At 73.4% G+C, this 24,545-nt stretch carries 17 protein-coding genes, 1 tRNA gene and 1 pseudogene; 4 read left to right on the forward strand and 15 right to left on the reverse strand.

Annotated features, from left to right (window positions below; translation table 11 throughout):
* Positions 1-351 precede the first annotated feature (351 nt).
* The 4 genes from ACZ4U1_RS24250 to ACZ4U1_RS24265 are packed head-to-tail and all read right to left on the reverse strand — an operon-like array spanning position 352 to position 5,370.
* On the reverse strand, positions 352-1,596 hold the full coding sequence (locus tag ACZ4U1_RS24250) for an MFS transporter (RefSeq protein ID WP_467905888.1): 1,245 nt from the start codon (positions 1,594-1,596) through the stop codon (positions 352-354).
* Positions 1,593-3,335, reverse strand: coding sequence for an ABC transporter permease subunit (locus ACZ4U1_RS24255; protein ID WP_467905889.1), 1,743 nt, complete (start codon positions 3,333-3,335; stop codon positions 1,593-1,595). The genes ACZ4U1_RS24250 and ACZ4U1_RS24255 overlap by 4 nt, the downstream gene beginning before the upstream one ends.
* 2 nt (positions 3,336-3,337) lie before the next feature.
* A complete protein-coding gene (locus ACZ4U1_RS24260) occupies positions 3,338-4,834 on the reverse strand; it encodes an ABC transporter substrate-binding protein (RefSeq protein ID WP_467905891.1) in 1,497 nt (498 codons plus the stop codon).
* A 53-nt stretch (positions 4,835-4,887) separates the two neighbouring features.
* Complete coding sequence (locus ACZ4U1_RS24265) at positions 4,888-5,370, reverse strand: GNAT family N-acetyltransferase (RefSeq protein WP_467906212.1); 483 nt, start codon at positions 5,368-5,370, stop codon at positions 4,888-4,890.
* 223 nt (positions 5,371-5,593) lie between these two features.
* Here ACZ4U1_RS24265 and ACZ4U1_RS24270 point away from each other — a divergent pair, with 223 nt between their 5' ends.
* A complete protein-coding gene (locus tag ACZ4U1_RS24270; RefSeq protein WP_467905892.1) occupies positions 5,594-9,703 on the forward strand; it encodes an Eco57I restriction-modification methylase domain-containing protein in 4,110 nt (1,369 codons plus the stop codon).
* A gap of 64 nt (positions 9,704-9,767) precedes the next feature.
* Here ACZ4U1_RS24270 and ACZ4U1_RS24275 read toward each other — a convergent pair whose 3' ends face one another.
* From ACZ4U1_RS24275 to ACZ4U1_RS24305, 7 genes are all read right to left on the reverse strand, one after another.
* Positions 9,768-11,423 carry an N-6 DNA methylase gene (locus ACZ4U1_RS24275; RefSeq protein WP_467905894.1) on the reverse strand — a complete coding sequence of 552 codons (1,656 nt, stop codon included), beginning with the start codon at positions 11,421-11,423 and terminating at the stop codon, positions 9,768-9,770.
* Between the two features lie 86 nt (positions 11,424-11,509).
* Positions 11,510-12,874: a GH1 family beta-glucosidase gene (locus tag ACZ4U1_RS24280; protein ID WP_467905896.1), complete on the reverse strand. Its 1,365-nt coding sequence runs from the start codon at positions 12,872-12,874 to the stop codon at positions 11,510-11,512.
* Between the two features lie 29 nt (positions 12,875-12,903).
* A complete protein-coding gene (locus ACZ4U1_RS24285; protein ID WP_467905898.1) occupies positions 12,904-13,764 on the reverse strand; it encodes a carbohydrate ABC transporter permease in 861 nt (286 codons plus the stop codon).
* A complete protein-coding gene (locus tag ACZ4U1_RS24290) occupies positions 13,757-14,743 on the reverse strand; it encodes a carbohydrate ABC transporter permease (protein ID WP_467906213.1) in 987 nt (328 codons plus the stop codon). Before ACZ4U1_RS24290 ends, ACZ4U1_RS24285 begins: the two co-directional genes overlap by 8 nt.
* A 5-nt stretch (positions 14,744-14,748) precedes the next feature.
* The gene (locus ACZ4U1_RS24295) at positions 14,749-16,065 is read right to left on the reverse strand and encodes an ABC transporter substrate-binding protein (protein ID WP_467905899.1); all 1,317 of its coding nucleotides are present in this window, start codon (positions 16,063-16,065) and stop codon (positions 14,749-14,751) included.
* Positions 16,066-16,269: 204 nt separating this feature from the next.
* Complete coding sequence (gene fusA / locus ACZ4U1_RS24300) at positions 16,270-18,333, reverse strand: elongation factor G (RefSeq protein WP_467905901.1); 2,064 nt, start codon at positions 18,331-18,333, stop codon at positions 16,270-16,272.
* A gap of 431 nt (positions 18,334-18,764) precedes the next feature.
* Positions 18,765-18,852: transfer RNA gene (locus tag ACZ4U1_RS24305), tRNA-Leu, on the reverse strand.
* Between the two features lie 418 nt (positions 18,853-19,270).
* Between ACZ4U1_RS24305 and ACZ4U1_RS24310 the strand changes: the two are divergent.
* Positions 19,271-19,723: pseudogene (locus ACZ4U1_RS24310) on the forward strand (MFS transporter); the annotation flags it as partial.
* Between the two features lie 9 nt (positions 19,724-19,732).
* Here the strand turns inward: ACZ4U1_RS24310 and ACZ4U1_RS24315 are convergent.
* From ACZ4U1_RS24315 to ACZ4U1_RS24325, 3 genes are all read right to left on the reverse strand, one after another.
* Complete coding sequence (locus ACZ4U1_RS24315) at positions 19,733-20,410, reverse strand: GntR family transcriptional regulator (RefSeq protein ID WP_467905902.1); 678 nt, start codon at positions 20,408-20,410, stop codon at positions 19,733-19,735.
* A 116-nt stretch (positions 20,411-20,526) separates the two neighbouring features.
* Entirely contained in the window at positions 20,527-21,474 is a 948-nt protein-coding gene (locus tag ACZ4U1_RS24320) for a beta-ketoacyl-ACP synthase III (RefSeq protein WP_467905903.1), read from the reverse strand.
* A 115-nt stretch (positions 21,475-21,589) separates the two neighbouring features.
* On the reverse strand, positions 21,590-21,829 hold the full coding sequence (locus ACZ4U1_RS24325; protein WP_467905905.1) for a hypothetical protein: 240 nt from the start codon (positions 21,827-21,829) through the stop codon (positions 21,590-21,592).
* Between the two features lie 263 nt (positions 21,830-22,092).
* Between ACZ4U1_RS24325 and fdhD the strand changes: the two genes are divergently transcribed.
* On the forward strand, positions 22,093-22,941 hold the full coding sequence (fdhD, locus tag ACZ4U1_RS24330) for a formate dehydrogenase accessory sulfurtransferase FdhD (protein ID WP_467905907.1): 849 nt from the start codon (positions 22,093-22,095) through the stop codon (positions 22,939-22,941).
* Positions 22,942-22,976: 35 nt separating this feature from the next.
* Here fdhD and ACZ4U1_RS24335 read toward each other — a convergent pair whose 3' ends face one another.
* The gene (locus ACZ4U1_RS24335; RefSeq protein ID WP_467905908.1) at positions 22,977-23,414 is read right to left on the reverse strand and encodes a MarR family winged helix-turn-helix transcriptional regulator; all 438 of its coding nucleotides are present in this window, start codon (positions 23,412-23,414) and stop codon (positions 22,977-22,979) included.
* A gap of 107 nt (positions 23,415-23,521) precedes the next feature.
* On the opposite strand from ACZ4U1_RS24335, the gene ACZ4U1_RS24340 reads away from it, so the two are divergent.
* Positions 23,522-24,439, forward strand: coding sequence for a quinone oxidoreductase family protein (locus ACZ4U1_RS24340; protein WP_467905910.1), 918 nt, complete (start codon positions 23,522-23,524; stop codon positions 24,437-24,439).
* The last annotated feature ends 106 nt before the right edge of the window (positions 24,440-24,545 follow it).

Raw genomic sequence — 24,545 nt, forward strand, 5'->3', positions numbered from 1 at the left:
GGGTTGGGTGGGGAGGCGGGGAAAACAGCGGGGGTGGGGGGGGTGGGGGGCGCGGGGAGGGACGTGCGGGGGAAAGGCCCTGACCCGGCTCCGGTTCCGGCCCCTTCCACACGCGTGTCACGGATCGCACCGTCACGCCCGCGCGGCCCTGCTCGGCACGAGCCCGCCGGCCCTCCGCACGAGCCAGGCCGGACCTTCCGCACCGGCCCGGCCGGACCTTCCGCCGAGGCGGCGAGCGCCCCGCTCCCCGGGGCCCACGCGATCGCCGCCGCCCGGTGCCCGGCGCCGCCTCCACGCCCCGTCGGCCCGTGGCCAAAGCCCTTCACCGCGCAGGTCCGGCCCACTCCCCCGTCAGCCCCCCTCGCCGCGCCGTCGTCCCCGTTCCCCCGGCAGGAGCCACACCGCCGCCACCGGTACCGCCGCCAGGGCCGTCCACGGCACCGCCGGTGGCAGCCCCAGGTCGAGGAGGGCGCCGGAGGCGGTGCTGCCGAGGAGGACGAGGAGGCCGGAGACGGAGGACAGGGCGCCGGTGTAGAGGCCGAGGCGGCCGGGTTCGGCGAGGTCGGGGAGCCAGGCGCGGGCGACGGGGGCGACCAGCATCTGGCCGAGGGTGAGCAGGACGACCAGGGCGGCGAGCGGCGCCAGTCCGGCCGTACCGGTCCAGCCGGCCGGGCGGGCCGCGGCGACGGCGGCGAATCCGGCGCCGGTCAGCAGCAGCCCGGCGGCCAGGGAGCGGCGCGGGGTGAGCCGGCGGTCGGCCCAGCGGGTGACGGGCAGTTGGGCGGTGACCACCAGCAGGGAGGACAGTGCGAACAGCCAGGCGACCGGCGCCTGCGAACCGGCCGCGCGCTCCGCCTCGGCGGGCAGGGCGAGGTAGAGCTGGTTGTAGGCGAGGAGTTGGGCGCCGTACCCGCAGCACAGGGCGAGGAAGCGGCCGTTGCGCAGGAGCGGTCCGAGGCCGCCGCGGACGCGGGCGGGTTCCCGGCCGGGGATGTGCCGGGGCAGCAGTACGGCGTGTCCGGTGAGGACCGCGACGAAGACGCCGGCCCCGGCGAGGCACACCGCGCGGAAGTCGGCGGTCAGCAGCAGGCCGCCCAGCAGGGGGCCGAGGAAGGCTCCCGCCTGTCCGGCGACGGTGAACAGCGCCGGCACCCGGGCGCGCGGCCCGCCGCCCGCCTCCTCCCGCAGCACCGCCTGCCGGGCGACCTCCGACTCCACCGCCGGTGAGAACAGCGCGGCGGCGAACCCGATCAGCAGGACGGAGCCGATCACCGACCAGGTCTGTCCGGCGTACCCGAGCCAGAGGAACCCGGCGACGCGCAGCGCGCACCCGGTGAGGACGACGGGCCGGATGCCGTACCGGTCGGCGAGGGCCCCGCCCACCACGAACAGGCCCTGCTGGCTGAACGTGCGCAGCCCGAGGACGACACCGACCAGCCAGCCCGCCATGCCGAGCGTCGCGCCGAGGTGCTCGGCGAGGAACGGCAGGACGGCGAAGAAGCCGATGTTGAAGGCGAGTTGGCTGAGGATCAGCAGTCGGAGCAGCGGGGACAGGCGCGCGCCCGCGGTGCGGACGTCGGCCGGCGGGGCGCTCATCGGGTGGCCGGCTCGACCGCGCGCACCGGGCCTTCGGCCGTACGACGGACCGGGCGGCGGCGTAGGGCGCCCGCGGACGTCACCGCCAGCGCACCCAGGACGGCGAGGACGGCGGCGGGGGCGAGGACCGCCCAGGGGGCGCGTTCGGCGTAGGGCTGGTTCTCGGCGAGCAGGTGGCCCCACTCGGGGGACGGCGGCTGGGCGCCGAGGCCGAGGAAGCCGAGGGAGGCGAGGGCGAGCGCGGTGCCGGGCAGGCGCAGCAGGGCGTGCCGGGTGACGGACGGGACGACGGCGGGCAGGAGTTCGTGGCGCAGCAGGTACCAGCGGCCGGCGCCGAGGGCCCGGGTGGCGGTGAGGTGCAGGGCGGCGCGTTCCAGTCGGAGCAGTGCGGAGGTGTGCGCGGCGAGCGGCGCCCAGGCGACGGCGGCGACGGCGAGCGCGGGGGTGGCCGGGCCGCCGCCGGCGACGGCGGTGACCAGCAGCGCGGCGAGCACGGGCGGTACGGCGTTGACGGTGTCGACCAGCGGCCCGGACAGCCGGGGCAGCAGTCCGAGCAGCAGCCCGGCGAGGAGTGTGCCGGCGCTGATCGCGAGGGCGAGCAGCAGGGTGTCCAGGGCGCCGTGGGCGACCCGGGCGAGCAGGTCGCGGCCGAGCGCGTCGGTGCCGAACGGGTGTGTCCAGGACGGGGGTTGGAGGCGTGCGGTGGTGTCCAGGGCGAGCGGGTCGCGGGGCAACCCGGCGCCGAGGACCGCGAGCAGGGCCCCGGCGAGGAGGAGCGGTGCGGTCCGCCGTACTGCCGGCGCGGGCCGGTGCGGGGCGGGCAGGGCGCCGTCGCGCAGGGCCGGGCCGGTGAGCAGGCGTACGGCGAGCCGGGCGGCGCCCGCGGCGAGCGCGGCGAGCAGCACGAGGGCGAGGGTGCCCGCCTGGAGGACGGGCAGGTCCTGGGCGAGGGCGGCCTGGAGGGTGGTCCGGCCGAGGCCGGGGATGTCGAAGATCTGCTCCACGGCGACGGCGCCGCCGGTCATGCCGACGACGAACAGCGCGGTGTTCGGCAGCAGTCCGGGCAGGCAGCGCCGTACCGCCTGCCGGGCGACGCGCGCCCGGGGCAGTCCGCGTGCGGCGGCGGCTCGCGCCCAGGGTTCGGCGAAGGCGCCGGGCAGCTGGTCGTCCAGGAGCCGGCCGAGGACGGCCCCGGCGGGCAGGCCGAGGGCGAGGGCGGGCAGCACGGTGTACCGGGGCCCGTACCAGCCGAGGGCGGGCAGCCAGCCCAGCTGTACGCCGACGACGGTGGCGAGGACGGAGGCGGTGAGGAACTCCGGCAGGGCGGCGAGCATCGCGGAGCCGGTGCCGCCCGGCCGGGTCCGGCCGCCCCGGTACAGGGTGCGGGCGCAGACGACGGCGGCGGTGCAGCCGGCCACGACGAGCGCGACGGCCATGAGCAGCAGGGAGACGCCGAGCGCCTGGAGCACGTCCGGTCCGGCCGGCGCGCCGGAGATCCAGGACCGGCCCGCGTCCCCCCGCGCCAGCCCGCCGAGCCAGCGGCCGAGCAGCGTCAACGGCCCCTGGTCGAGGCCGAGTCGGTCGCGGATGGCGCTGAGTACGGCGGGGTCCGGGTCGCGGTCCTGGGCCCGGGCCTTGAGCACGGTGAGCGCGGGATCGGTGCGGCTGAGCCAGGGCAGCAGGCCGATCCCGCACACCAGGGCGCCGGCGAGCGAGGTCCGCCACAGCAGGGTGCGCACGGTCAGCGCCGGGTGCCGGCGCCGATGAGGGTGCGCTCGTACGGGTCGAGCAGTACGCCCTTGACCGAGCGGCCGACGCCGGTGATGACCCGCTGGTGGACCAGCGGTACGACGGCGTCGGTGCCCAGGATCTCGGCCTCGGCGCGCAGTGCCGCGTCCCGCCGCTTCGCGGTGTCGGCGGTGCGCTCGGCGGCGGCCACGGCCCGGTCCACGTCCTTGTCGCACAGCCGGGCCAGGTTGTAGCCGCCGTCGCAGGTGTAGTCGCCGGCGAGGACGGCGACCGGGTCGCCGGTGTCGACGAGGCTGTTGCGGGCGAGCACGAAGGCGTCGAACCTTCCGGCGAGCGCGTCGCCCTCCAGCCGGGAGTACTCGCGGACGACGAGCCTGACCCGGAACCCGGCCCGTTCCAGCTGCTGCTTCAGCACCTGGGCCACTTCGGGGAGTTCGGGCCGGTTGTCGTAGGTGGCGAGGGTGATCCGGGCCCCGTCGGGCCGCTTGGGCCGGGCCCGCCCGGCCGGCGTGAGGTGCCTGCCCTCGGCCCAGGTGACGGCGGGGCCGTAGATGCCCGCGCCGCGGTCGGCGTGTCCCTCGTACACGCCCCGGGCGAGGCCGGAGGTGTCGACGGCGGCGCGGGCGGCGGCGCGCAGCCCGGCGTCCTCGAAGGGTCCGGAGCGGGAGTTGAGCAGCAGGCTGGTGGTGCGGGTGGTGGCGGTCTCCCGGCGGGTGCCCTGCCCGAGCGTGGCGGCCTGCGCCACGGGCACGGCTTCGGCGATGTCGGTGTCGCCGCTGCGCAGGGCGTTGGTGCGGGCGGTGCCGTCGGCGACGAAGCGGACGTCGATGCCGGCGGCCTGGGCGCGGCCGCCCCAGTAGCCGTCGTACCGGTCGAGGGTCGCGGACGAACTGCCGCTGACCCCGGTCAGCTCGAAGGGGCCGGTGCCGGTGCCGACCGGGTCGACGGCGCCCTTCGGGCCGTAGGCCTTCGGGGACAGCACGGCGAGGCTCGGGCCGGCCAGGCGCAGCGGCAGGATCGGGTCGGGCCGGCCGGTGGTGACGCGCACCCGGTGCCGGTCCACGGGTTCGGCGGTGAGCGTGACGCCGGACAGGGCGGCCGGGGCGGGCTCGGCGTGGGCGGCCCGGGTGAGGGAGGCGGCCACGGCCTGGGCGGTGACCTCGGAGCCGTCCTGGAAGGTGGCCTCGCGCAGGGTGAACTGCCAGCTGCGGGCGCCCTCTTGACGCCAGGAGGAGGCGAGGGCGGGGGCGGCGGAGCCGTTGCCGTCGAGGGCGGTCAGGCCCTCGGTGACGCCGAGCCGGCTGAGGATGGTGGCGTCGGCGCCATACGGGGAGAGCCGCTCGGCGGGCGGGAAGGCGAGGGCGACCCGCAGCCGCGCGCCGTCGGCGGACGGGCCGGACGCCGTACCGGAGTCGGCGGCGAAGCACCCCGTGAGGAGGGGCGTGACGAGAAGGGCGGCCAGCAGTCGGGCAGGGCGCGGGGCAGGCATGTTCCTCAGCTCGGGGTCGGTCACGGAAGGGCGAGCAGCACATTACATGATTATCATTTCCAATAACTCGCCGGTCTCAGCGGAAGCTCGAAGTGCACGATCCCCTGCCCGCCGCCGGCCTCCCGCCGCTCGTCGTGCACGACCGTGCCGAGCGACCGCCAGAACGGCTCGGCACCCGGCACGGCCGGGTCGGTGTGCAGGTACACGGACCGGTATCCGCCGTCCGCCACGGCGAAGTCCAGGAGCCGCGCCACCAGTTCGCGCGCGATGCCGCGGCGCCGGTGCCCCGGGCGCACGTACACCCGGCGCAGCTGCGCGGTCTCCCCGGACGGGTACCGCTCGGCCAGCCAGCGCGGGTTCGGCGGATGCCGCGGCCCCCTGGCGTCGAGGGCGCCGGTGCCGACGACCTGCCCGTCGACGGCGACGAGCAGTGTGTGCCGGGCGGGCGCGAGGTAGGCGCCGGCCGGATCCACGATGTCGGCGTGCCACCGGGGGACGTACCCGGTGCCGAAGTCCCGGTAGACGGTGTCGAGCATGACGGACCTGGCCTGGTCGAGGTCGCCGGGGGTGGCCGGCCTCACGCTATAGATACGCACTTGCACATCATATGCAGTAAGCCGGGGTTCATGATCATCCGGCTCCTCTGTTGACGACGTCAACGGATCGAAACCCTTTCGGACGAACCGCAGCCCGTGTACTGTGGCGGCGGTCTGCCGCGACCCTCTGGAACGATGGGCCCGAGCAGCAGAAAAGAGGAGCATGTCCGCCACCGCCCGCACCCAGGTGTTCACCGCCGTCCACACGGTCGGCGGGCTGCTGCCGGCCGATCTGCTGCTCCGGATCGCCGAGGGCCGGGACCTGCCGGGGACGAGCCCGGCCGACTACGGGCTGCCCTCCTCCCGCTCGGTGCGCGACGAGGCCGAGCGCAGCTGGGAATACCTCAAGCCGCTGTGGCGGGAACTGCGCGAGCGGCTCCCCGAGGACCCGGAGACGGGCCGGCCGGCCACCGACCCCACCGGCCGCGCCGGCACCGACTGGCTGACCCCGCTCTGGCGTGAGCTGGGCTTCGGCCGGCTCCTGCCGGTCGGCCCGGCCGGCATCCCCGCCGACTCCGACCCGAGCCGGCGGTTCCCGGTCTCCCACCGCTGGGACCACGCCCTGATCCACCAGACGGCCTGGCAGACGGAGCTGGACCGGCGGCCGGGCGGCGCGGGCACGGTCCCGCCGCAGTCGATGCTCCAGGAGTGCCTGAACCGCTCCGAGGCCCATCTCTGGGCCGTTCTGACCAACGGCCGCCAGGTGCGGCTGCTGCGCGACTCCAGCGCCCTGGCCACCGCCTCGTACGTCGAGTTCGACCTTGCGGCGATCTTCGACGGCGAGCTGTTCAGCGAGTTCCTGCTGCTGTACCGGCTGCTGCACGTGTCCCGGTTCGAAGTGGCCGAGGGCGCCGCCCCGGCCACCTGCCGGCTGGAGCAGTGGCGCGCGGAGGCCGTCGCCGGCGGCACGCGGGCGCTGGACCAGCTGCGCCGGGGCGTGCAGGAGGCGATCACCGTGCTGGGCACGGGCTTTCTGCGGCACCCGGAGAACGGCGCGCTGCGCGAGCACGTCCGCCCCCGGGAGCTACAGGTTGCGCTGCTGCGCCTGGTGTACCGGCTGCTGTTCGTCTTCATCGCCGAGGACCGGGACGCGCTGCTCGCGCCCGACGCCGATGCGCTCGCCCGTGAGCGGTACGAGCGGTACTTCTCGTCGGCCCGGCTGCGCGCCCACGCCCGCAGGCGGCGCGGCACAGCGCACGGCGACCGCTACGACGCGCTGTGCCTCGTCCTGACGGCGCTCGGCCGGGAGGAGGGCCTCCCCGAGCTGGGCCTGCCGGGCCTGGGCGGCCTGTTCACCGAGACCGGCGCCGACGCCCCCCTGCGCGGTCTGAAGCTGGCCAACCAGGCCCTGCTCACCGCCGTACGCCACCTGTCCGAGGTCCGCGACGGCAGCGCGGGGCGCCGACGGACGGTGGACTACCGGCAGCTGGGCGCGGAGGAACTCGGCTCGGTCTACGAGTCGTTGCTGGAGCTGGAGCCGGCGTACAGCGCGGTGGAGCGGCGGTTCGAGCTGATCGAGGCCGCCGGCAACACCCGGAAGACTACGGGGAGTTACTACACGCCCACGTCGCTGATCGAGAGCCTGCTGGACTCCGCGCTGGACCCGGTGATCCAGGACGCGGTGCGACGCGGCGAGGAGGCGGCGGCCCGCGCGGGCGAGGCCGATCCGGCCGCGGCGATCGTGCGCGAGCTGCTCTCCCTGAAGGTGTGCGACCCGGCGTGCGGCTCCGGCCACTTCCTGGTGGCGGCGGCCCGCCGGATCGCCAAGCAGGTCGCGGCGGTCCGGGAGCACAACCCGGAGCCGACGCCGGACGCGGTCCGCCACGCGCTGCACGAGGTGGTCGCCCGGTGCGTGTACGGCGTGGACCTCAACCCCATGGCCGTGGAGCTGGCGAAGGTCTCGCTGTGGCTGGAGGCGCTGGAACCGGGCAAGCCGCTCGGCTTCCTCGACGCCCACCTCAAGCACGGCAACGGGCTGATCGGCGCGACCCCGAAGCTCCTCGCCGACGGCGTCCCGACCGACGCGTTCAAGCCGATCGAGGGCGACGACAGGAGGACCGCGGGCGATCTCCAGAAGCGCAACCGGGCCCAGCGCGGCGGCCAGGACGAGCTGCTGTTCGGCGCCTCCCCGGCCGTCGGCAACAGCCGCTACGCGGCCGAGCTGGCCCGGATCACGGCCGCCCCCGCCGACTCGCTCGCCGACGTCCGCCACCAGGAGTCCGCGTACCGCGCCTACGTTGAGTCCGCCGACTACCTCCGGGACCTGCACGCGGCCGACGCGTGGTGCGCCGCGTTCGTCTGGCCCAAGCGGCCGGGCGCGCCCGCCGCCCCCACCGACCAGGTGTTCCGGGCGCTGCGCGGAGGCGACCAGGCCGCCGTACCGGACGCCACGCACGCCGAGATCCTGCGGCTGCGCGACGAGTACGGCTTCTTCCACTGGCATCTGGAGTTCCCCGAGGTCTTCCCGGTGCCGGAGTCCGGTGCGGGCGTGCGGCCGGAGACGGGCTGGGCGGGCGGCTTCGACGCGGTGCTGGGCAACCCGCCGTGGGAGCGGGTGAAGCTGCAGGAGCAGGAGTTCTTCGCCGAGCGCAGCCCCGAGATCGCCCGGGCGAAGAACGCGGCCGCCCGCAAGCGGGCCATCGCCGCGCTGCGCGAGGACCCCGACGGGCGGCTGCTGTCGGAGGAGTTCGAGGCCGCCAAGCGCCGCGCGGAGGGCGAGAGCCACTTCCTGCGCGTCAGCGGCCGCTACCCGCTGACCGGCCGCGGCGACATCAACACCTACGCCGTCTTCGCGGAGACCGACCGCGCCCTGACCGGTCCGCGCGGGCGCACCGGGATCATCGTGCCGACCGGCATCGCCACCGACGCGACCACCCAGTTCTTCTTCAAGGACCTGGTCACGCACGGCCGGCTGGCCGCCCTGTACGACTTCGAGAACGAGGACAAGGTCTTCCCCGGCGTCCACAACCAGCTGCGGTTCTGCCTGCTCACGCTGCGCGGCACCGGGGACATGAACGAACCGGCGCAGCTGGTGTTCAAGGTGCGCCAGGCCGCGCAGATCGCCGAGCGCCGGTACCGGCTGACGGCGGACGACATCCTGCGGATGAACCCCAACACCGGTACCTGCCCGGTGTTCGGCAGCCGCCGGGACGCCGAGATCACGCTGGGCATCTACCGCCGGGTGCCGGTGTTCGTGCACGAGGGACGGGAGGACGGCAACCCGTGGGGCGTGTCCTTCCTGCGCATGTTCGACATGGCGAACGACTCGGGTGTCTTCCGTCCGGACGCCCAGCGCGGCGAGACCTTCGACGACCTCCTCGGGGAGGGGTGGAACCTGAAGGGCAACGTCCTGGTCCGCGGCGAGGAGCGGCTGCTGCCGCTGTACGAGGCCAAGATGCTGCACCACTACGACCACCGGTTCTCCACGTACGAGGGCGCCACCGAGAAACAGTTGAACAAGGGCACGCTGCCCCGGCTCACGGTGGAGCGCCACCAGGACGCGGGGGCCTGCCCGATGCCGCGCTACTGGGTGCCCGAACAGGACGTGCCCACCGGCGAGATCGACCGCCACGGTCAGGAGATCCGGGCGGCGGGCGTGCGTTCGCGGCTGGCCGCGCGGGGCTGGGAGCGGGACTGGGTGCTCGGCTGGCGGGACATCACCAACAAGAGCAACGAACGCACCATGATCTGCGCGGTCGCGCCCGCCCACGGCTTCGGCCACAAGTTCATGCTCGCGCTCGCCGACCAGGCCGCCCTGCTGGCGAGCGTGTGGTCCTCGTTCGTGCTGGACTACGCGGCCCGCCAGTCGATCGGCGGCACGTCCATGAGCTACTTCGTGGTCCGCCAGCTCCCCGTCCCCACGCCCGGGACCCTGGCCCGGCACGCCTCCTTCCTCGTGCCGCGCCTGACCGAACTCACCTACACGGCCACCGACCTGAGCGGCTTCGCCCGCGAACTCGGCGACACCGGCGCCCCCTTCCGCTGGGACCCGGACCGCCGGGCGGTGCTCAAGGCCGAACTGGACGCCTTCTTCTTCCACCTGTACGGCGTGTCCCGCGACGACACCGCGTACGTCCTGGACACCTTCAACGTCACCCGCGACAACGACCTGAAGGAATACGGCCGTTACCGCACCAAGGACCTGATCCTCGCCGAGTACGACTGTATGGCCGCCGCCGGGCTCACCCCCGACACCCCGCTGGTGGACGGCGAGACCTACACCTCCACCCTCACCCCGCCCCCGGGCCGGGGCCCCCGGCACCCCGCCCCCTGAGCGAGAACGCCGGGACTGCGTGCGCCACACCCTCTCCGGCCCACCGTATCGCCCGGCCGCGCCCTCACTCCCGGGGGGTGAGCGTGCCGTTGCCCAGTCCGTCGCGGGCCAGTTCCGCGGCCTGGCGGGTGAGTTCGGCGATGCGGCGGGACCGCTCCTCGAACTCCTCCAGGGCGCTGAAGGCGGCGCCGTAGCGGCGCTGGGCGGCGAGGTCCATCTGGGGGATGCGGGCGCCCTTGCCGTCGAGCCGGAAGGTGCCGCTGGCGCTGGTGGAGCGGCGGGTGTTGGCCGCGCTGCGCAGGAAGCCGCGCAGGAAGGCGGTGTCGAGCTGGTCGCTGACCGAGACGGGTTCCGGGTCGCCGTACTCGACGAGGCCGGCCCGGGCGAGGTCGGCGACGCTCACCGACGGCCCGGCGGGTGCGCCGGGGCCCTCGCCGGCCGTCAGGTCGGGGAGCAGGTCGGCCAACTTCCGCAGTTCGCGGGTGAGTTCCTGCCGGAGGGTGAGGTATTCGGCCGCGTAGTCCCGGTGGGACTCCCTGACGTACCGGCCGGGTGTCAGGTCGACGGTGTCGTCCAGGAGGTCGATCAGCGGGACGTCGGTGGTCTGGGCGGGCTCCGGGTCCAGGGAGCCGTCCGGGTAGTTGGCGGTGAGGTCGACCATGCGCACGCTGGTGGCGGCGGTGTCCGGGGAGTCCGGGCGGCGCAGCTCCCACACGTGCACGGGCAGGGCGTGCGAGGCGGCGACGCCCGGCGGCAGCGCGGTGACCTTGGCCAGGATCCCCCGCCGTACCAGTTCGGCCCGGATGCGCCGGCCCGCCTTGCGGTAGGCGACCGAGGCCGGCATGACCATGAGCACGCGCCCGCCGGGTGCGGTGTGCGCGTAGGCGTGCTGGAGCCAGGCGAGTTCGCCTTCGGCGCGGGAGGGGATGCCCAGTTCCCACCGGGAGTCGAGCAGCAGGTCCTCACGCCCCCAGTCGCTGTCGCCGACCGGCGGGTCGCAGACGACGAGGTCGGCCCGGAGTCCGGCCCAGTGGTCGCCGCGGAGGGAGTCCCCGGCGACGATCGTGACGTCCTCGTGTCCGGTGAGGCCGGCCCGCAGCTGGGCGAAGCGGGCGCTGCGGGCGTCGGCCTCCTGGCCGCGGCGCCGGGTCCCCCGGCGTGGCCCGACGGCGAGGAGGAGGGTGCCGATGCCGCAGGCCGGGTCGAGGACGGTGGCGCCGGCGGGTACGTCGCCGGCGAGGTGCCGCAGGGCGCGGACGATGCGCGGCGCGGTGACCTGGTCGGATCCGGCCCGGCGGACGGAGTCGGTGAAGCGTTCGGCGAGGGCCTCGACCACCTCGCCCGGCGACCCCTGCGCGGCCAGCTCGCGGGCCGGCCGGACGACGTCGGCGGGCAGCGGCGGGGTGTCCGGTCCGCCGGCGAGGAGCTGTGCGACGTCGGCGAGGGCGCCGGTCATGTCGTCGCCGGAGGCGGCCCGCAGCGCCTGCCACAGCTGGACCTCCGCGGAGACCTCCTGGCCCTTGCGCTGGCGGTCCAGCCAGGTCTGTACGGCGGCCAGGTCGAACAGCGGGCTGGTGGCGCTGCCGCCCGCGGGCGCGGGGAAGTCCTCGTACCGCCGCCTCCAGTTGGAGACGGCGGCGCGGGTGACCCCGGCGATCCGGGCGATCTCGGAAGCGGTGACAAGGGGTCCGCCGGGGGGTGGGGCGGAGTGGTCCGTCATACCGGTCACCGTACACACGGCGGCTACGGGCCCGCAATGAACGTACTCGTTGACGCCGTCAACAACTCCCGGATGCGCCGCCGGGCTCAGGCGGCCCGGCGGGTCTGGGCGCGGTGGGCGCGGACGATGTCCGCGTACCGCCGGCCGCTGCCCTTGATCGTGCGGACCTGGGTGCGGTAGTCGACGTGGACCAGGCCGAAGCGCTTGTCGTAGCCGTAGGCCCACTCGAAGTTGTCCAGCAGGGACCAGGCGAAGTATCCGGCCAGCGGCGCACCCCTGCGGGCGGCCGAGGCGCAGGCGGCGAGGTGGCGCTCCAGGTAGTCCCGGCGCTCGGGGTCGTCGATGCTGCCGTCGGGACGGACCACGTCGGGGAAGGCGGAGCCGTTCTCGGTGACGTAGATCTTCCGGGCGCCGTACTCCTCGGTGAGCCGCAGCAGCAGCGTCTCGATGCCGGACGCGTCGATCTCCCAGTCCATGCCGGTGCGCGGGACGCCCTCGCGGCGGACGGAACGGGCGTACGGCGCGGGCCCGCCGGGGTCGTCGGTGACGTGGGCCGGGAAGTAGTAGTTCAGTCCGAGCCAGTCGAGCGGCGCGGCGATGGCCGCCAAGTCACTTTCGCGAACGGGGAGTTCGACGCCGTACGTCTCCACCATGTCGGCGGGGAAGCCGCGGCCGTGCACCGGGTCGAGCCACCAGCGGTTGACATGGCCGTCGTGCCGGCGGGCCGCCGCCAGGTCCTCGGGGCGGTCGGTGGCCGGGTGCACGGTGGAGAGGTTGTTGACGACGCCGACCTGGGCACCGGGGGCGGCGGCGCGGATCGCCCGGGTGGCGAGGCCGTGGCCGAGGAGCAGGTGGCAGGAGGCGCGGACGGCGGCGGTGAGGTCGCGCCGGCCGGGGGCCATCGTGCCCTCCAGATGGCCGATCCAGGCCGAGCAGGAGGGCTCGTTGAGGGTGGCCCAGAGGGTGACGCGGTCGCCGAGGCGTTCGGCGACGACGGAGGCGTACTCGGCGAAGGCGAGGGCGGTGTCCCGCTCCGGCCAGCCGCCGCGGTCCTGGAGCACCTGCGGCAGGTCCCAGTGGTAGAGGGTGACGGACGGGGTGATGCCCGCCTCCAGCAGCGCGTCCACCAAGGCGTCGTAGAACGCGAGCCCCTTGGGGTTCACCGGGCCGGTGCCGTCCGGGATCACCCGCGGCCAGGCCACCGACAACCGGTAGGCGTTGACGCCGAGTTGACGCATCAGCCCGATGTCCTCGCGCCAGCGGTGGTAGTGGTCGCAGGCGACGTCGCCGTTGTCACCGTTGGCGATCTTTCCCGGGGTGTGGGAGAAGGTGTCCCAGATCGAGGGCGAACGGCCGTCCTCGGCGACGGCTCCCTCGATCTGGTACGCCGCCGTGGCCGTGCCCCACAGGAAGTCGTGCGGGAGGGCGGCGAGGTCGATGGGTTCGGACACGGAAGTCCCTTCGGGATCAGGCGTGGGGGTCACTTGACGGCACCCGCCGTCAGACCCGCGACGAGATAGCGCTGCAACAGCAGGAAGCCGGCCACCACGGGCACGCTGACCACCAGCGAGGCGGCCATGATCTGGTTCCAGTAGACGTCGTAGAGCGTGGAGTAGCCCTGGAGGCCGACGGCGAGGGTGCGGGTGGTGTCGTTGGTCATGACCGAGGCGAAGAGCACCTCTCCCCAGGCGGTCATGAAGGCGTACACGGCGACCGCGACGATGCCCGGGACCGCGGCCGGTACGACGATCCGGAACAGCGCGCCGAACGGACCGCAGCCGTCGACCAGCGCCGCCTCGTCCAGGTCGCGCGGCACCGAGTCGAAGTAACCGATCAGCATCCAGATGGAGAACGGCAGCGAGAAGGTGAGGTACGTCAGGATCAGCCCGCCGCGGGAGCCGAACAGGGCGATGCCGGTGGCGTTGCCGATGTTGACGTAGATCAGGAAGAGCGGGAGCAGGAAGAGGATGCCCGGCAGCATCTGCGTGGACAGCACGGTGACCGTGAAGACGCGCTTGCCGCGGAAGTCGTAGCGGCTGACGGCGTAGGCGGCGAACACGGCGATGACCACCGAGCAGACCGTCGCCGCGCCCGCCACGATCACCGAGTTCACGAAGTACTCGGCGAGCGGCACGGTCGACCAGATGTCGATGTACGGCCGGACGGTCAGCTCGCTGGGCAGCCAGCGGAACCGGCCGGTGACGTCGGCGAGCGGCTTCAGCGAGCTGGAGACCATCACGTACACCGGGACCAGTACGAACCCGGCGAGCAGGGTGAGGAACACCCTGCGCGACCACAGGAACGAACGCGGCGGCGCCGTGGGCGAGTTGGCGCTAGACATCGGCGGCCCTCCGTCCGCGCGAGGTGAGCAGCAGGTATCCGCCCGTCACGACGAGCAGGAACAGCAGCAGCAGGACGGACATGGCCGAGCCGGTGCCGAAGTTCCAGGCGACGAAGGAGGACTGGTAGATGTGCACCGAGATCAGGTCGGCGGCCTCGGGAGCGGCCTTGCCGAACAGCACGTACGGCGTGTTGAAGTCGTTGAACGTCCACAGGAACAGCACCAGGACCAGCACCTGGTTGACCGGGCGCAGCGACGGCAGGGTGATGCGGCGGATCTGCTGCCACATCCCGGCGCCGTCCAGCGCGGCGGCCTCGTACAGCTCCCGGGGGATGTTCTGCAGCCCGGCCGTCACGATCAGGAACGCGAACGGCCAGCCCTTCCACACGGACACGGTGAGCAGCGCGTAGAAGCTGTTGTCGCCGATGAGCCAGAAGGACGGCTTGTCGGTGAGGTGCAGCTGGTCGTGCAGCACGTGGTTCACCAGGCCGTTGTCGTGCTGGAACATGAACACCCAGGTGATGACGGCCGCGTAGACGGGCAGCGCGTACGGCACCAGGAACAGCGCGCGCAGCAGGCCACGCCCCCGGAAGGTGTCCTGCATGAAGACGGCGGCGGCCGTGCCGACCAGCCAGCACAGGCCGACCGACAGCAGGGTGAAGCCGACGGTGATGCCGAAGGACTGGAGCAGCGCCTTGCCGACGGGGGCGTCGAAGTCCACCGACACCCTGTAGTTGTCGAAGCCGTTCCACGGGGCGGTGCCCCAGTCGCGGATGTAGAGCTGGGTGAGCTGCTTGAAGCTCATCACGATGCCGATCGCCATCGGCACCAGGTGGACGAGGAGTTCGAGGAGCAGGGCGGGCAGGAGCAGCAGGTACGGCAGGGAGACGCGTCTGATCCGCCCGGTGCGGCGGCGGGGTTCGCGCGCCGCACCGGGGGACGTCTCGCGCACCGGTTCCTTCAGTGCGGTGGTCGTCATCGTGGTCACGCCGCCGGCATCTGCTGCTGGGCCTTCTCCAGCTTCGCCTCGACGTCGTCGGCGGTGACGGCGCGTCCGGCGGCCGCGTCGGCGAACAGCTCCTTGACGGCCGTACCGACCGCCGTCTCGAACTGCGACTCGGACGGCACCTGGGGCAGCGCGGCGGCGCTCGCGGCGAGGGTGTTCTTCAGCACCTCGGTGGCCGGGGTGCTGAACGCGGGGTCCGACTGGGCGGAGGTGACCGGCGGGATGGAGCTGTAGGCCGTGTTGAGGATCTTCTGCTCGGCGTCGGAGGTCATGAACTTCACGAACTTCGTGGCGCCGTCGAGGTTGTGCGTGTTCTTGAAGACGGCGATGTTGATGCCCATGACCGCGGAGTTGACCTGGGTGCCGCTGCCGGGCTTTCCGGAGATCACCGGTACCGGCGCGATGCCGTAGGCGTCCTCGCTCATGCCCTGGGACTTGAGGTTGGCCGCGGCGGACTGCCACAGCAGCATCGCCTGCTTGCCCTTGGCGAAGTCGCTGACGGACTGGTTCTGCGCGTACTCGGCGTCCCCGGCCGGGATGACCTCGTCCTTGGCCATCAGGTCGACGTAACTCTTCACCGCCTCGACCACCTTGGGGTTGGTGAAGTCGGGCTTGCCGTCGGCGGTGAAGAAGTCGGCGCCGTGCTGCTTGGCGAAGACGAAGACGTGGTGGATGTTCTCCGACAGGTTCGAACCCTCGGCGCCGAGCGCGGACTTGCCCTCGGCCTTGATCTTCTTGGCGTCGGCGACCAGCTCGTCCCAGGTGGCCGGGGGCTTGGCGATGCCGGCGTCGGCGAAGATCCGCTTGTTGTAGTAGAGGGCGTATGCCATCGAGTACAGCGGGACCGCCGCCGGGTCCTTGCCCGGGGCGCCGGTCGAGCCGAGCGCGGTCGCGGCGAACCGGTCCTTGCCGCCTATCTTCGCGAAGTTCTGCTCGTCCCACGGCAGCAGCGCGCCGGTCGCCTGCAAGGAGGCGCTCCAGGTGTTGCCGATGTTCAGCACGTCCGGGCCCTGGCCCGAGGTGGTCGCGGTCAGGATCCGGTTGAGCAGGTCGGACCAGGGCACGACCTCCAGCTTCACCTTGATGCCGGTCTGCTGCTCGAACTTGTCGAGTTCCGGCTGGAGAACCTGCTTGTCCACGGCGACGCTGGCGCCCTGGTTGGAGGCCCAGTACGTCAGCGTCCCGGGTGAGTCGTTCGACCCGCCGCCGGTGGACGATCCGCCTCCGCAGGCCGTGGCCGCTAGGGCGAGAGACAGGGTGACGGCGCCTACGGCCGCGGCTCGGATGCTGCGCATGGCTCCCGGTGTCCCTTCGGGGATTGCACTCACGACTTAATTTAGGACGTGAGTTAATCCTTCCGGGCGGCGCTCGTCAAGAGATCGCGCAGTTCCGCCGCACCTCGCGTCGCGCGGGTCCGGCGGGTCGCCCTTCGGTGCGGCCGGCCCGCACCACGGGTCACGGTGGCTCATGGTGCGGGCCGGCACGGGGGGACGTGCCCCTTACCGGACCGGGGCCGGTGCCGGGGCCGGTGCCGGTGCGTAGCCGGCGGGCCGGGTGGTGAAGGTGCCCCGGCCCTGGGTGCGGCTGCGCAACCGGGTGGCGTAGCCGAACAGTTCGGCCAGCGGAACGGTCGCGGTCAGTACGGCCGCGCCGCCGCGGGTCTCCGAACCGCCGACCCGGCCGCGCCGGGCGGCCAGGTCACCGAGCACCCCGCCGACCGCGTCCTCCGGCACGGTCACCGTGACCTCCGCGACCGGTTCGAGCAGTGCCGTCGTACAAGCCCGCAGGGCCTCGCGCAGGCCGAGCCGGCCGGCGGTGCGGAAGGCCGTGTCGGAGGAGTCCTTCACGTGCGTGGAGCCGTCGACGAGCGTGACGCGCAGCCCGGTCACCGGATGCCCGGCGAGCGGCCCCTCGGCGAGCGCGTCCCGGCAGCCGGCCTCCACCGCGCGCACGTACTCCTGCGGGACGCGCCCGCCGACCACGGCGGACCGGAAGGCGAAGCCGGTGACGCCCGGTTCGGGCCCGAGCGGCTCCACGTCCAGGACGACATGGGCGAACTGGCCCGCCCCGCCGTCCTGTTTGACGTGCCGGTACACGAACCCGGCGACCCCGCCCACGACGGTCTCCCGGTACGCCACCCGGGGGCGGCCCACGGTGACCTCCGGCCCGCCGTCGCGGCGGATCTTCTCCACCGCCACCTCCAGATGGAGTTCGCCCATCCCGGACAGGACGGTCTGCCCGGTCTCGGCGTCGGTGCGCACCACCAGCGAGGGGTCCTCCTCGGCGAGCCGGGCGAGTGCCGTGGCGAGCCGCCCGGTGTCCGTACTCCGCCGTGCCTCGACGGCGACGGACACCACGGGCTCGGCGGTCACGGGCGCCTCCAGCAGCAGCGGGGCACCGGGATCGCACAGTGTGGCGCCGGCCCGGGCCGACTTCACACCCGCGAGCGCGACGATGTCACCGGCGACCGCCCGGTCCAGCTGGACGTGCCGGTCCGCCATGACCCGCAGGATCCGCGCGACCCGCTCGGTGCGCCCGCCGCCGGGGTCCGCCACGGTGTCTCCCTTCTCGATCGTGCCCGAGTAGACGCGCACGTAGGCCAGGCGGCCGGTGGCGGACGCGTTCACCTTGAACACCAGCCCCGCGAACGGGACTTCGGGGTCGGCGGGCCGCCGCTGCTCGGCACCCTCGTGGACACCGCGTACGGCGGGGACGTCCAGCGGCGACGGCAGGTAGGCCACCACCGCGTCCAGCAGCGGTTCGATGCCGCGGTTGCGGTAGGCGGAGCCGCACAGCACGACCACGCCGTCCCCGGTGCGGGTCAGGTCGCGCAGGGCCGCGGTGAGGGACTGGGCGGAGAGTGTCTCGCGGTCGCAGAACTCCTCCAGGGCGGCCGGATGCCGTTCGGCGACCGCCTCCTCCAGCGCGCGCCGCCGCCGTACCACCTCCTCCCGCAACTCCTCGGGCACCGGGCCCTCCACGGCCGTACCCTCGCCGTCACCCCACACCAGGGACCGCATCCGCACCAGGTCCACGACGCCGGTGAAGCCGTCCTCGGCGCCGATCGGCAGCTGTACGACCAGCGGCGCGGGGTGCAGCCGGTCGCGGATGGAGTCCACGGCCCGGTCGAGGTCGGCGCCCGCGCGGTCCAGCTTGTTGACGAACGCGATCCTCGGGACACCGTGCCGGTCGGCCTGCCGCCACACCGACTCGCTCTGCGGTTCCACGCCGGCGACGGCGTCGAACACGGCGACCGCCCCGTCGAGGACGCGCAGCGACCGCTCGACCTCGTCGGCGAAGTCGACGTGGCCGGGGGTGTCGATCAGGTTGATGCGATGGCCGTCCCAGGCGCAGCTCACGGCGGCGGCGAAGATGGTGATGCCCCGGTCGCGTTCCTGCGGGTCGAAGTCGGTGACGGTGGTGCCGTCGTGCACCTCGCCCCGCTTGTGGGTGGTGCCCGTCGCGTACAGGATCCGCTCGGTGACGGTGGTCTTGCCGGCGTCGACGTGGGCGAGGATGCCGAGGTTGCGGACGGCGGCGAGGGTGTCGATGTGGGTGCGCACGGCCCGGTGCCTTTCGGGAAGTGGTGCTGGAAGTGGGCAGCGCGATTCCCCGTGTTCCCCGTGTGCCGAAGGGTGCGGACGTACGGCGGCGGCCGGGCGGGTGCCCTGGCGGGCCGCCGGGGTGTCGGCGCGGTGTCAGCGGGGTGTCACGGGCATCCGGTGCCGGCCGCGCAGCGGGCACCGGACGGACGAGGACACCAGGATCACCTCGGTCCGTGCGGGGGAAACGACGACGGCGGTACGGTCACGCACGGCCCGGCTCCCCTCGATCGTCACGGCTCATGAAGCGCGCCACCGTGATGTCGGTGCGGCGCGCGGTGCGTGGCGAGTCTAGGCAGGGGAACGGGGGCGGGGCATGCGAATTTCCGCGGGCAGCGGGGTTCCGGCAGCCCGGGAAAGCAAAGAGACCCCTGATCGACAGGGGTCTCCGCTGGTGTCCGAGGGGGGACTTGAACCCCCACGCCCGATAAAGGGCACTAGCACCTCAAGCTAGCGCGTCTGCCATTCCGCCACCCGGACCAGGTGTCTGCCGCCTTGTGGGGCGTGTTCCCCGCGGCGACATGGACAACAATACCAAGGTTTCGGAGTGCGTTTCACCTGCGTATCCGTCCACCGGGCGGCCCGGGGCCGCAGGATTGCCGACGGTATACAGTCCGCGAGGTCTCGTGTGCCCAACGTGCTCACCAGGGACGGGAAGCGCCCTTCGCCAGCGGTCGGCGCTGCGGCGAGGGTGAGGCAGGCCACAACGCCGCCGGCCGGATCTTGGCGGAACTGGCGCCGGAAGACAGGCTTCATACAGCATTCGTCGACTGCAAGCAATCCACTGTGTACAGAGCGTCAGCGGTCATCTCGTTGCCAAGGCGCTGAAGGCCGAGGGGGTCGACCGCGTCTACACCCTGTGCGGCGGCCACATCATCGACATCTACGACGGCTGCGTGGACGAGGGATAGAGAGCCGGTGGGGCCGCAAGGCGACCCTGGTCTTCGTCATCGTCGTCCTGGGGCTCGCCCAGTTCGGTGTGATCTGGGCCGGTGACGTCCGCAGCGAGCCGCTGTTCCTGGTGTTCGCGTTCCTGTCCGGCTTCGGCGGCGGCGCGTTCTACCCGCTGTTCGCCGCCCTGACCCCGGACTACTTCGGCGAGAACTACAACGCCACCAACTACGGCCTGGTGTACAGCGGCAAGCTGGTCAGCGGACTGTTCGGCGGCGGCCTCGGCTCGATGGTGGTCGGCGCCTGGGGGTACGACGGGGCGTACGCGCTGGCCGGCGGGGTGTCGATGGTGGCGGCGGGACTCGCCCTGCTGACGACGGGGAGCAACGCCCGTCGGCGGCCGGGGAGTCGACCGCTCTCCGCCCGCCGACGGGCGTTGCCCGGGTCCCGCCCTCCCGTGGGCGTCGCTTCAGGTCGCGTTCCGCTCGTGGTACGACCGCCGGGTGTGCTCGGTGTGTTCGCGCATCAGCTCGGTGGCCCGCTGCTCGTCACGGGCGGCGATCGCGGTGATCAGCGCGCGGTGCTCGATCCACGACTGCCGGCCGCGCTGCCGGGCCACCGGCGTGTAGTACCAGCGGACCCGCCGGTCGACCTGGGCGGCGAGTCCGGCGAGGACCGTGTTGCCGGCCAGCTCCATCACCTTGGCGTGGAAGGCGGCGTTGAGGGCGACCGCACGGTCCACGTCCTCGGCCGCCACCGCCTGCTCGCCCTCGGCGCACAGCTCCTCCAGGGCGGCGATGCCGGGGCTGCCCGCGTGCGCGGCGGCCAGCCGGGCGGCCTCCGCCTCCAGCAGGGTGCGGACCGTGAGCAGCTGGTCGGCCTCCTCCTCGGTCGGCTCGTGCACGAACGCGCCCTGGGCGGGCCGCAGATCGACCCATCCCTCGCTGTTGAGCCGCTGGAGCGCCTCGCGCACCGGCTGCCGTGAGACGCCGAGGTGCCCGGCGAGTTCGCTCTCCACGAGGTGCTGACCGGGCTGCAGGGCGCGGGTGGTGATCAGCTCCAGCAGGGCCTCGTACACGCGATCACGCAGCGGGCCGGGCCGTTCCAGCCTGGGCACCGCCCCCTGCGGCAGTCCGGTCGACAACATCGCGGTCCCCTCCTGGGCGGTCTGGACGCGTGGGCGCTGGACGCTCAGTATCGATTGTCTTTCGTCTACAGTCTACGGCGCACGGAGTCCGGAGACGGGGCGTGCGGAAGCCCGGCTCAGGGACAGCGCACGACCTGCCCGGCGTACGACAGGTTGCCGCCGAAGCCGAAGAGCAGCACCGGGTCGCCGGTGCTGAGCGCTCCCTGTTCGCGCAGCTTGGAGAAGGCGAGCGGGATGCTGGCGGCCGAGGTGTTGCCGGACTCGGTCACATCGCGGGCGATCACCGCGTTGACGGCGCCGAGCTTCTCGGCCAGCGGCTCGATGATCCGCAGGTTGGCCTGGTGCAGGACGACCCCGGCGAGGTCCTCGGGCGCCACCCGGGCCTTCTCGCAGGCCTGGCGGGCGATGGCCGGCAGCCGGGTGGTGGCCCAGCGGTAGACGCTCTGCCCCTCCTGCGCGAACCGCGGCGGCGTCCCCTCGATCCGCACGGCGTGCCCCATCTCCGGCACCGAGCCCCACAGCACCGGCCCGACCCCGGGCTCCTCCCCCGGCGGGCAGGCCGTCAGGACGGCGGCCCCGGCCCCGTCGCCGACCAGGACACAGGTGCTGCGGTCGGTCCAGTCGGTGACCTCGGACATCTTGTCGGCGCCGATGACCAGGGCGCGGGTGGCCGCGCCGGCCCGGAGGGTGTGGTCGGCGGTGGCCAGGGCGTGGGTGAAGCCGGCGCACACCACGTTGACGTCCATGGCGGCGGGCTGCGGGATGCCGAGCCGGGCCGCGACGCGGGCGGCGGTGTTCGGGGAGCGGTCGATCGCGGTGGAGGTGGCGACCAGCACCAGGTCGATGTCGCCGGGGCTGAGGCCGGCCGCGGCGAGGGCCTTGGCGGCGGCGTGCGCGGCCAGCTCGTCCACGGGCTCGTCTGGGCCGGCGATGTGCCGGGTACGGATGCCCACCCGGGTGCGGATCCACTCGTCACTGGTGTCGACCATGCCCGCCAGGTCCTCGTTGGTGAGCACCTGGGCGGGCTGGTAGTGACCGATGGCGGCGATGCGTGAGCCGTTCATTCCGGGGATCCCCCTCGTGGCCGTGGGTAGCGGGATTCACCAGTCTGATCAGTGACTCACGGGTACGACGGCAGGTAAGGCCACAGGAATCGGGCGCCGGGATTGTCGGCTCTCCTCAGACGACCTGGACCCCGTCGTACTTCTCCCAGCCCGCCCCGTCGCCGAGGCCACCAGGGGCAGCTCCGGCCGGAGGGCGTCGTCGTACGCGGTCGCGAGGTCGAGGTCGAGCGAAGCCGATGTACGCGCCCGTTTCCGGATCGGTGCGGGTGTCCGCGTACTCGTACCGCGCACCGGGAACGGCCGCGGCCGTCCGGCGCACGTCCTCGACCGTCTCCAGGTCGGCCGTGAGCCGCACCTGCGCGTGCCGTCGTGTCAGGAGCCGGGACAGGCGCTCGGCCCGCCGGCAGGCCTCGGCCTTGTCTGGGGAACGGAAGACGGATACGCGACGGAGTTGCCCACGCCGGGCACGATCGCACACCGCGGGCGGCCGGCCGACGGACTGTCGCCGGCGCCCTTGTCCGGCGGTGGGCCGCACGCTCGCTCCCCAGGTGCAGGACAATGAGATCGTGAAGGGCCGTTTGGGCTGCCAGCGCGTACAGAACCGGGGCTGATCAGAACATGGGACGAGTCACGGAACGACGCAAGGTCCTCCGTATCCGGGACGGCGTGGTCTCCACCCGCCCGGACACGCTCGTCGCCGAGGAGCCCCTGGAGATCCGGCTGAACGGCAAACCGCTCGCGATCACGATGCGCACCCCGGGCGACGACTTCGCGCTGGCGGCCGGCTTCCTGGTGAGCGAGGGCGTCCTGGCCACGGCGGCCGATCTGCAGAACATCGTCTACTGCGCGGGCGCGACGGCGGACGGCTCCAACACCTACAACGTGGTCGACGTGAAGACCGCGCCCGGTGTCGTCCTGCCCGACTTCACCCTGGAGCGGAACGTCTACACCTCCTCCTCGTGCGGGCTGTGCGGCAAGGCCAGCCTGGACGCCGTCCGTACGACCACGCGCTGGCCGATCGCCGACACTCCCCCGCTCCGGGTCACCCCCGAGCTGCTGGCGGACCTGCCCGACCGGCTGCGGGAGGCCCAGCGGGTGTTCGACCGGACGGGGGGCCTGCACGCGGCGGCCCTGTTCGACGAGGACGGGCAGCTGCTGGACACCCGGGAGGACGTGGGCCGGCACAACGCGGTCGACAAACTGATCGGACGGGCCCTGCAGAACGGCGGGCTGCCGCTGTCCCGGACGATCCTCATGGTCTCCGGCCGGGCCTCCTTCGAGCTGGCGCAGAAGGCGGTGATGGCGGGCATCCCCGTGCTCGCGGCCGTGTCGGCACCCTCGTCGCTCGCCGTGGACCTGGCCGCGGAGACGGGGCTGACCCTGGTGGGCTTCCTGCGCGGCAGCTCGATGAACGTGTACGCGGGCGAGGACCGGATCGTCCTGCGGGAGCCGGCCGCCCGGGGCTGAGCCCGCGCCGTTCAGCCGTTCAACCGTTCAGCCGTTCAGCCTTCGGTGCCGGAGATCCGGAGCAACAGGCCCATGAACTGATCCCGTTCCGCGGCCGACAGCGGGGCGAGCAGCGCGTCGTTGGCCTCACGGGCCGCCTTCTCGCAGCGCACGAGGAGCCGGGCGCCCTCCTGGGTGAGGGAGACGGCGTTCTTGCGCCGGTCGCGCGGGTCGGGGGCGCGCTCGACCAGGTGCGCGGACTGCAGGTCGTTCAGGATGCCGACGACGTCTTTCGGATCGAGGCTCACGCTGCGGCCGAGATCGGCCTGGGCCACCGGGGCGAGGTCCCGGACGGCGGAGAGCACGACGTGGTGCCACATCTTCAGCCCCTCGGCGGCGAGGGCCTCGGCGACCAGGGCACGGCCCCGCGCGGCGGCCCGTCCGAGGAGCCAGCTGGGCAGGGAGCGGATCGCGGGCAGGGGTGCTTCGGCCATGCCCGCAGCCTATCCGAAGAATCATTGGACTTCCCAACGAACCTCCCCTACCGTTGGGACTCCCAATGATTTCATGGGTGTCCCCACGACTGACTCAGGTGGTTGCGATGCGTCGTGTCCGATACGAATCCACCGGCGGCCCTCTGTTCCTGGAGGAGGCGCCCGTGCCCGAGCCCGGCCCCGGGGAGCTACTGGTGCGCTGTGCGGCCGTCGGCGTCACCCTGCCGGTGGTCCGCAAGGTCACCGAGGCCGCCGAGCCGGTGCCGCTGGGCGGCGAGATCGCGGGCGAGGTGGTCGCGGCCGGCGAGGGCGTGACCCGCTTCCGCGCCGGCGACCGGGTGACCGGGCTGTGCTTCGGGCACGGGTACGCCGAGGTCGCCGTACTGCACGAGGCCATGGCCTCACCGATACCGGACGACGCCGGCGCCGTGACCGCCGTGGCGCTGGTGCGCAGCGGCCTGGTGGCCCTGGGGGCACTGGAGGCGGCGCGGCTCGCACCGGGCGAGTCGGTCCTCGTCACGGCGGCGGCGAGCGGCGTCGGCCATCTCGCCGTCCAGCTGGCACGGGCACGGGGCGCGGGACGGGTGCTGGGAGCCGTCTCCGGCCCGGCGAAGGCGGACTTCGTGCGGTCGGTCGGCGCGGACGACTGCGTCCGGTACGGCGACGACAGCTGGGGCGGTCCGGTCGACTGCGTCCTGGACGCCGTCGGCGGCGACCTGCTCACCCCCGCCCTCGCCGCGCTCGCCCCGCACGGCCGCCTGGTCGCCTACAGCTCGGGCGGCGGCACCATCCAGGCGTACGACCTGCTGGTGGGCGCCAAGTCGGTGATCGGCTTCCAGATGGCGCTGATCGCCCGCGGCCGGCCGGACCTGTACGAGCAGTGGCGGCAGGAGTTGTGGCGGCTGTTCACCGAGGGCGCCCTGAAGCCCGCCGTGCACGGGGAGTTCGCCCTGGAGGACGCGGCGGCGGCGCACGAGGCGATCACGAGCCGGACCAACCTCGGCAAGGTCGTCCTGCGCCCGTGACCGCCTGCACGCTTCTTGTGACGTGCGCCACTGCCCACTACCGTCGATGAGACGCACGTTGGACGTGGGATGTCCGGATGTCCAGATGTCCGGCTGACGAAGGGCA

It is taken from the genome of Streptomyces sp. NPDC028928, assembly GCF_055564915.1.

Excerpts from the sequence above, each read along its gene's own strand:
- ACZ4U1_RS24290 (WP_467906213.1), bottom strand. The coding sequence starts at position 14,743 with ATGACGACCACCGCACTGAAGGAACCGGTGCGCGAGACGTCCCCCGGT.
- ACZ4U1_RS24335 (WP_467905908.1), bottom strand. The coding sequence starts at position 23,414 with ATGGCCGAAGCACCCCTGCCCGCGATCCGCTCCCTGCCCAGCTGGCTC.
- ACZ4U1_RS24315 (WP_467905902.1), bottom strand. The coding sequence starts at position 20,410 with ATGTTGTCGACCGGACTGCCGCAGGGGGCGGTGCCCAGGCTGGAACGG.
- fdhD (WP_467905907.1), top strand. The coding sequence starts at position 22,093 with ATGGGACGAGTCACGGAACGACGCAAGGTCCTCCGTATCCGGGACGGC.
- ACZ4U1_RS24270 (WP_467905892.1), top strand. The coding sequence starts at position 5,594 with ATGTCCGCCACCGCCCGCACCCAGGTGTTCACCGCCGTCCACACGGTC.
- ACZ4U1_RS24265 (WP_467906212.1), bottom strand. The coding sequence starts at position 5,370 with ATGCTCGACACCGTCTACCGGGACTTCGGCACCGGGTACGTCCCCCGG.
- ACZ4U1_RS24285 (WP_467905898.1), bottom strand. The coding sequence starts at position 13,764 with ATGTCTAGCGCCAACTCGCCCACGGCGCCGCCGCGTTCGTTCCTGTGG.
- ACZ4U1_RS24250 (WP_467905888.1), bottom strand. The coding sequence starts at position 1,596 with ATGAGCGCCCCGCCGGCCGACGTCCGCACCGCGGGCGCGCGCCTGTCC.
- ACZ4U1_RS24295 (WP_467905899.1), bottom strand. The coding sequence starts at position 16,065 with ATGCGCAGCATCCGAGCCGCGGCCGTAGGCGCCGTCACCCTGTCTCTC.
- ACZ4U1_RS24260 (WP_467905891.1), bottom strand. The coding sequence starts at position 4,834 with ATGCCTGCCCCGCGCCCTGCCCGACTGCTGGCCGCCCTTCTCGTCACG.
- ACZ4U1_RS24320 (WP_467905903.1), bottom strand. The coding sequence starts at position 21,474 with ATGAACGGCTCACGCATCGCCGCCATCGGTCACTACCAGCCCGCCCAG.
- ACZ4U1_RS24275 (WP_467905894.1), bottom strand. The coding sequence starts at position 11,423 with ATGACGGACCACTCCGCCCCACCCCCCGGCGGACCCCTTGTCACCGCT.
- ACZ4U1_RS24340 (WP_467905910.1), top strand. The coding sequence starts at position 23,522 with ATGCGTCGTGTCCGATACGAATCCACCGGCGGCCCTCTGTTCCTGGAG.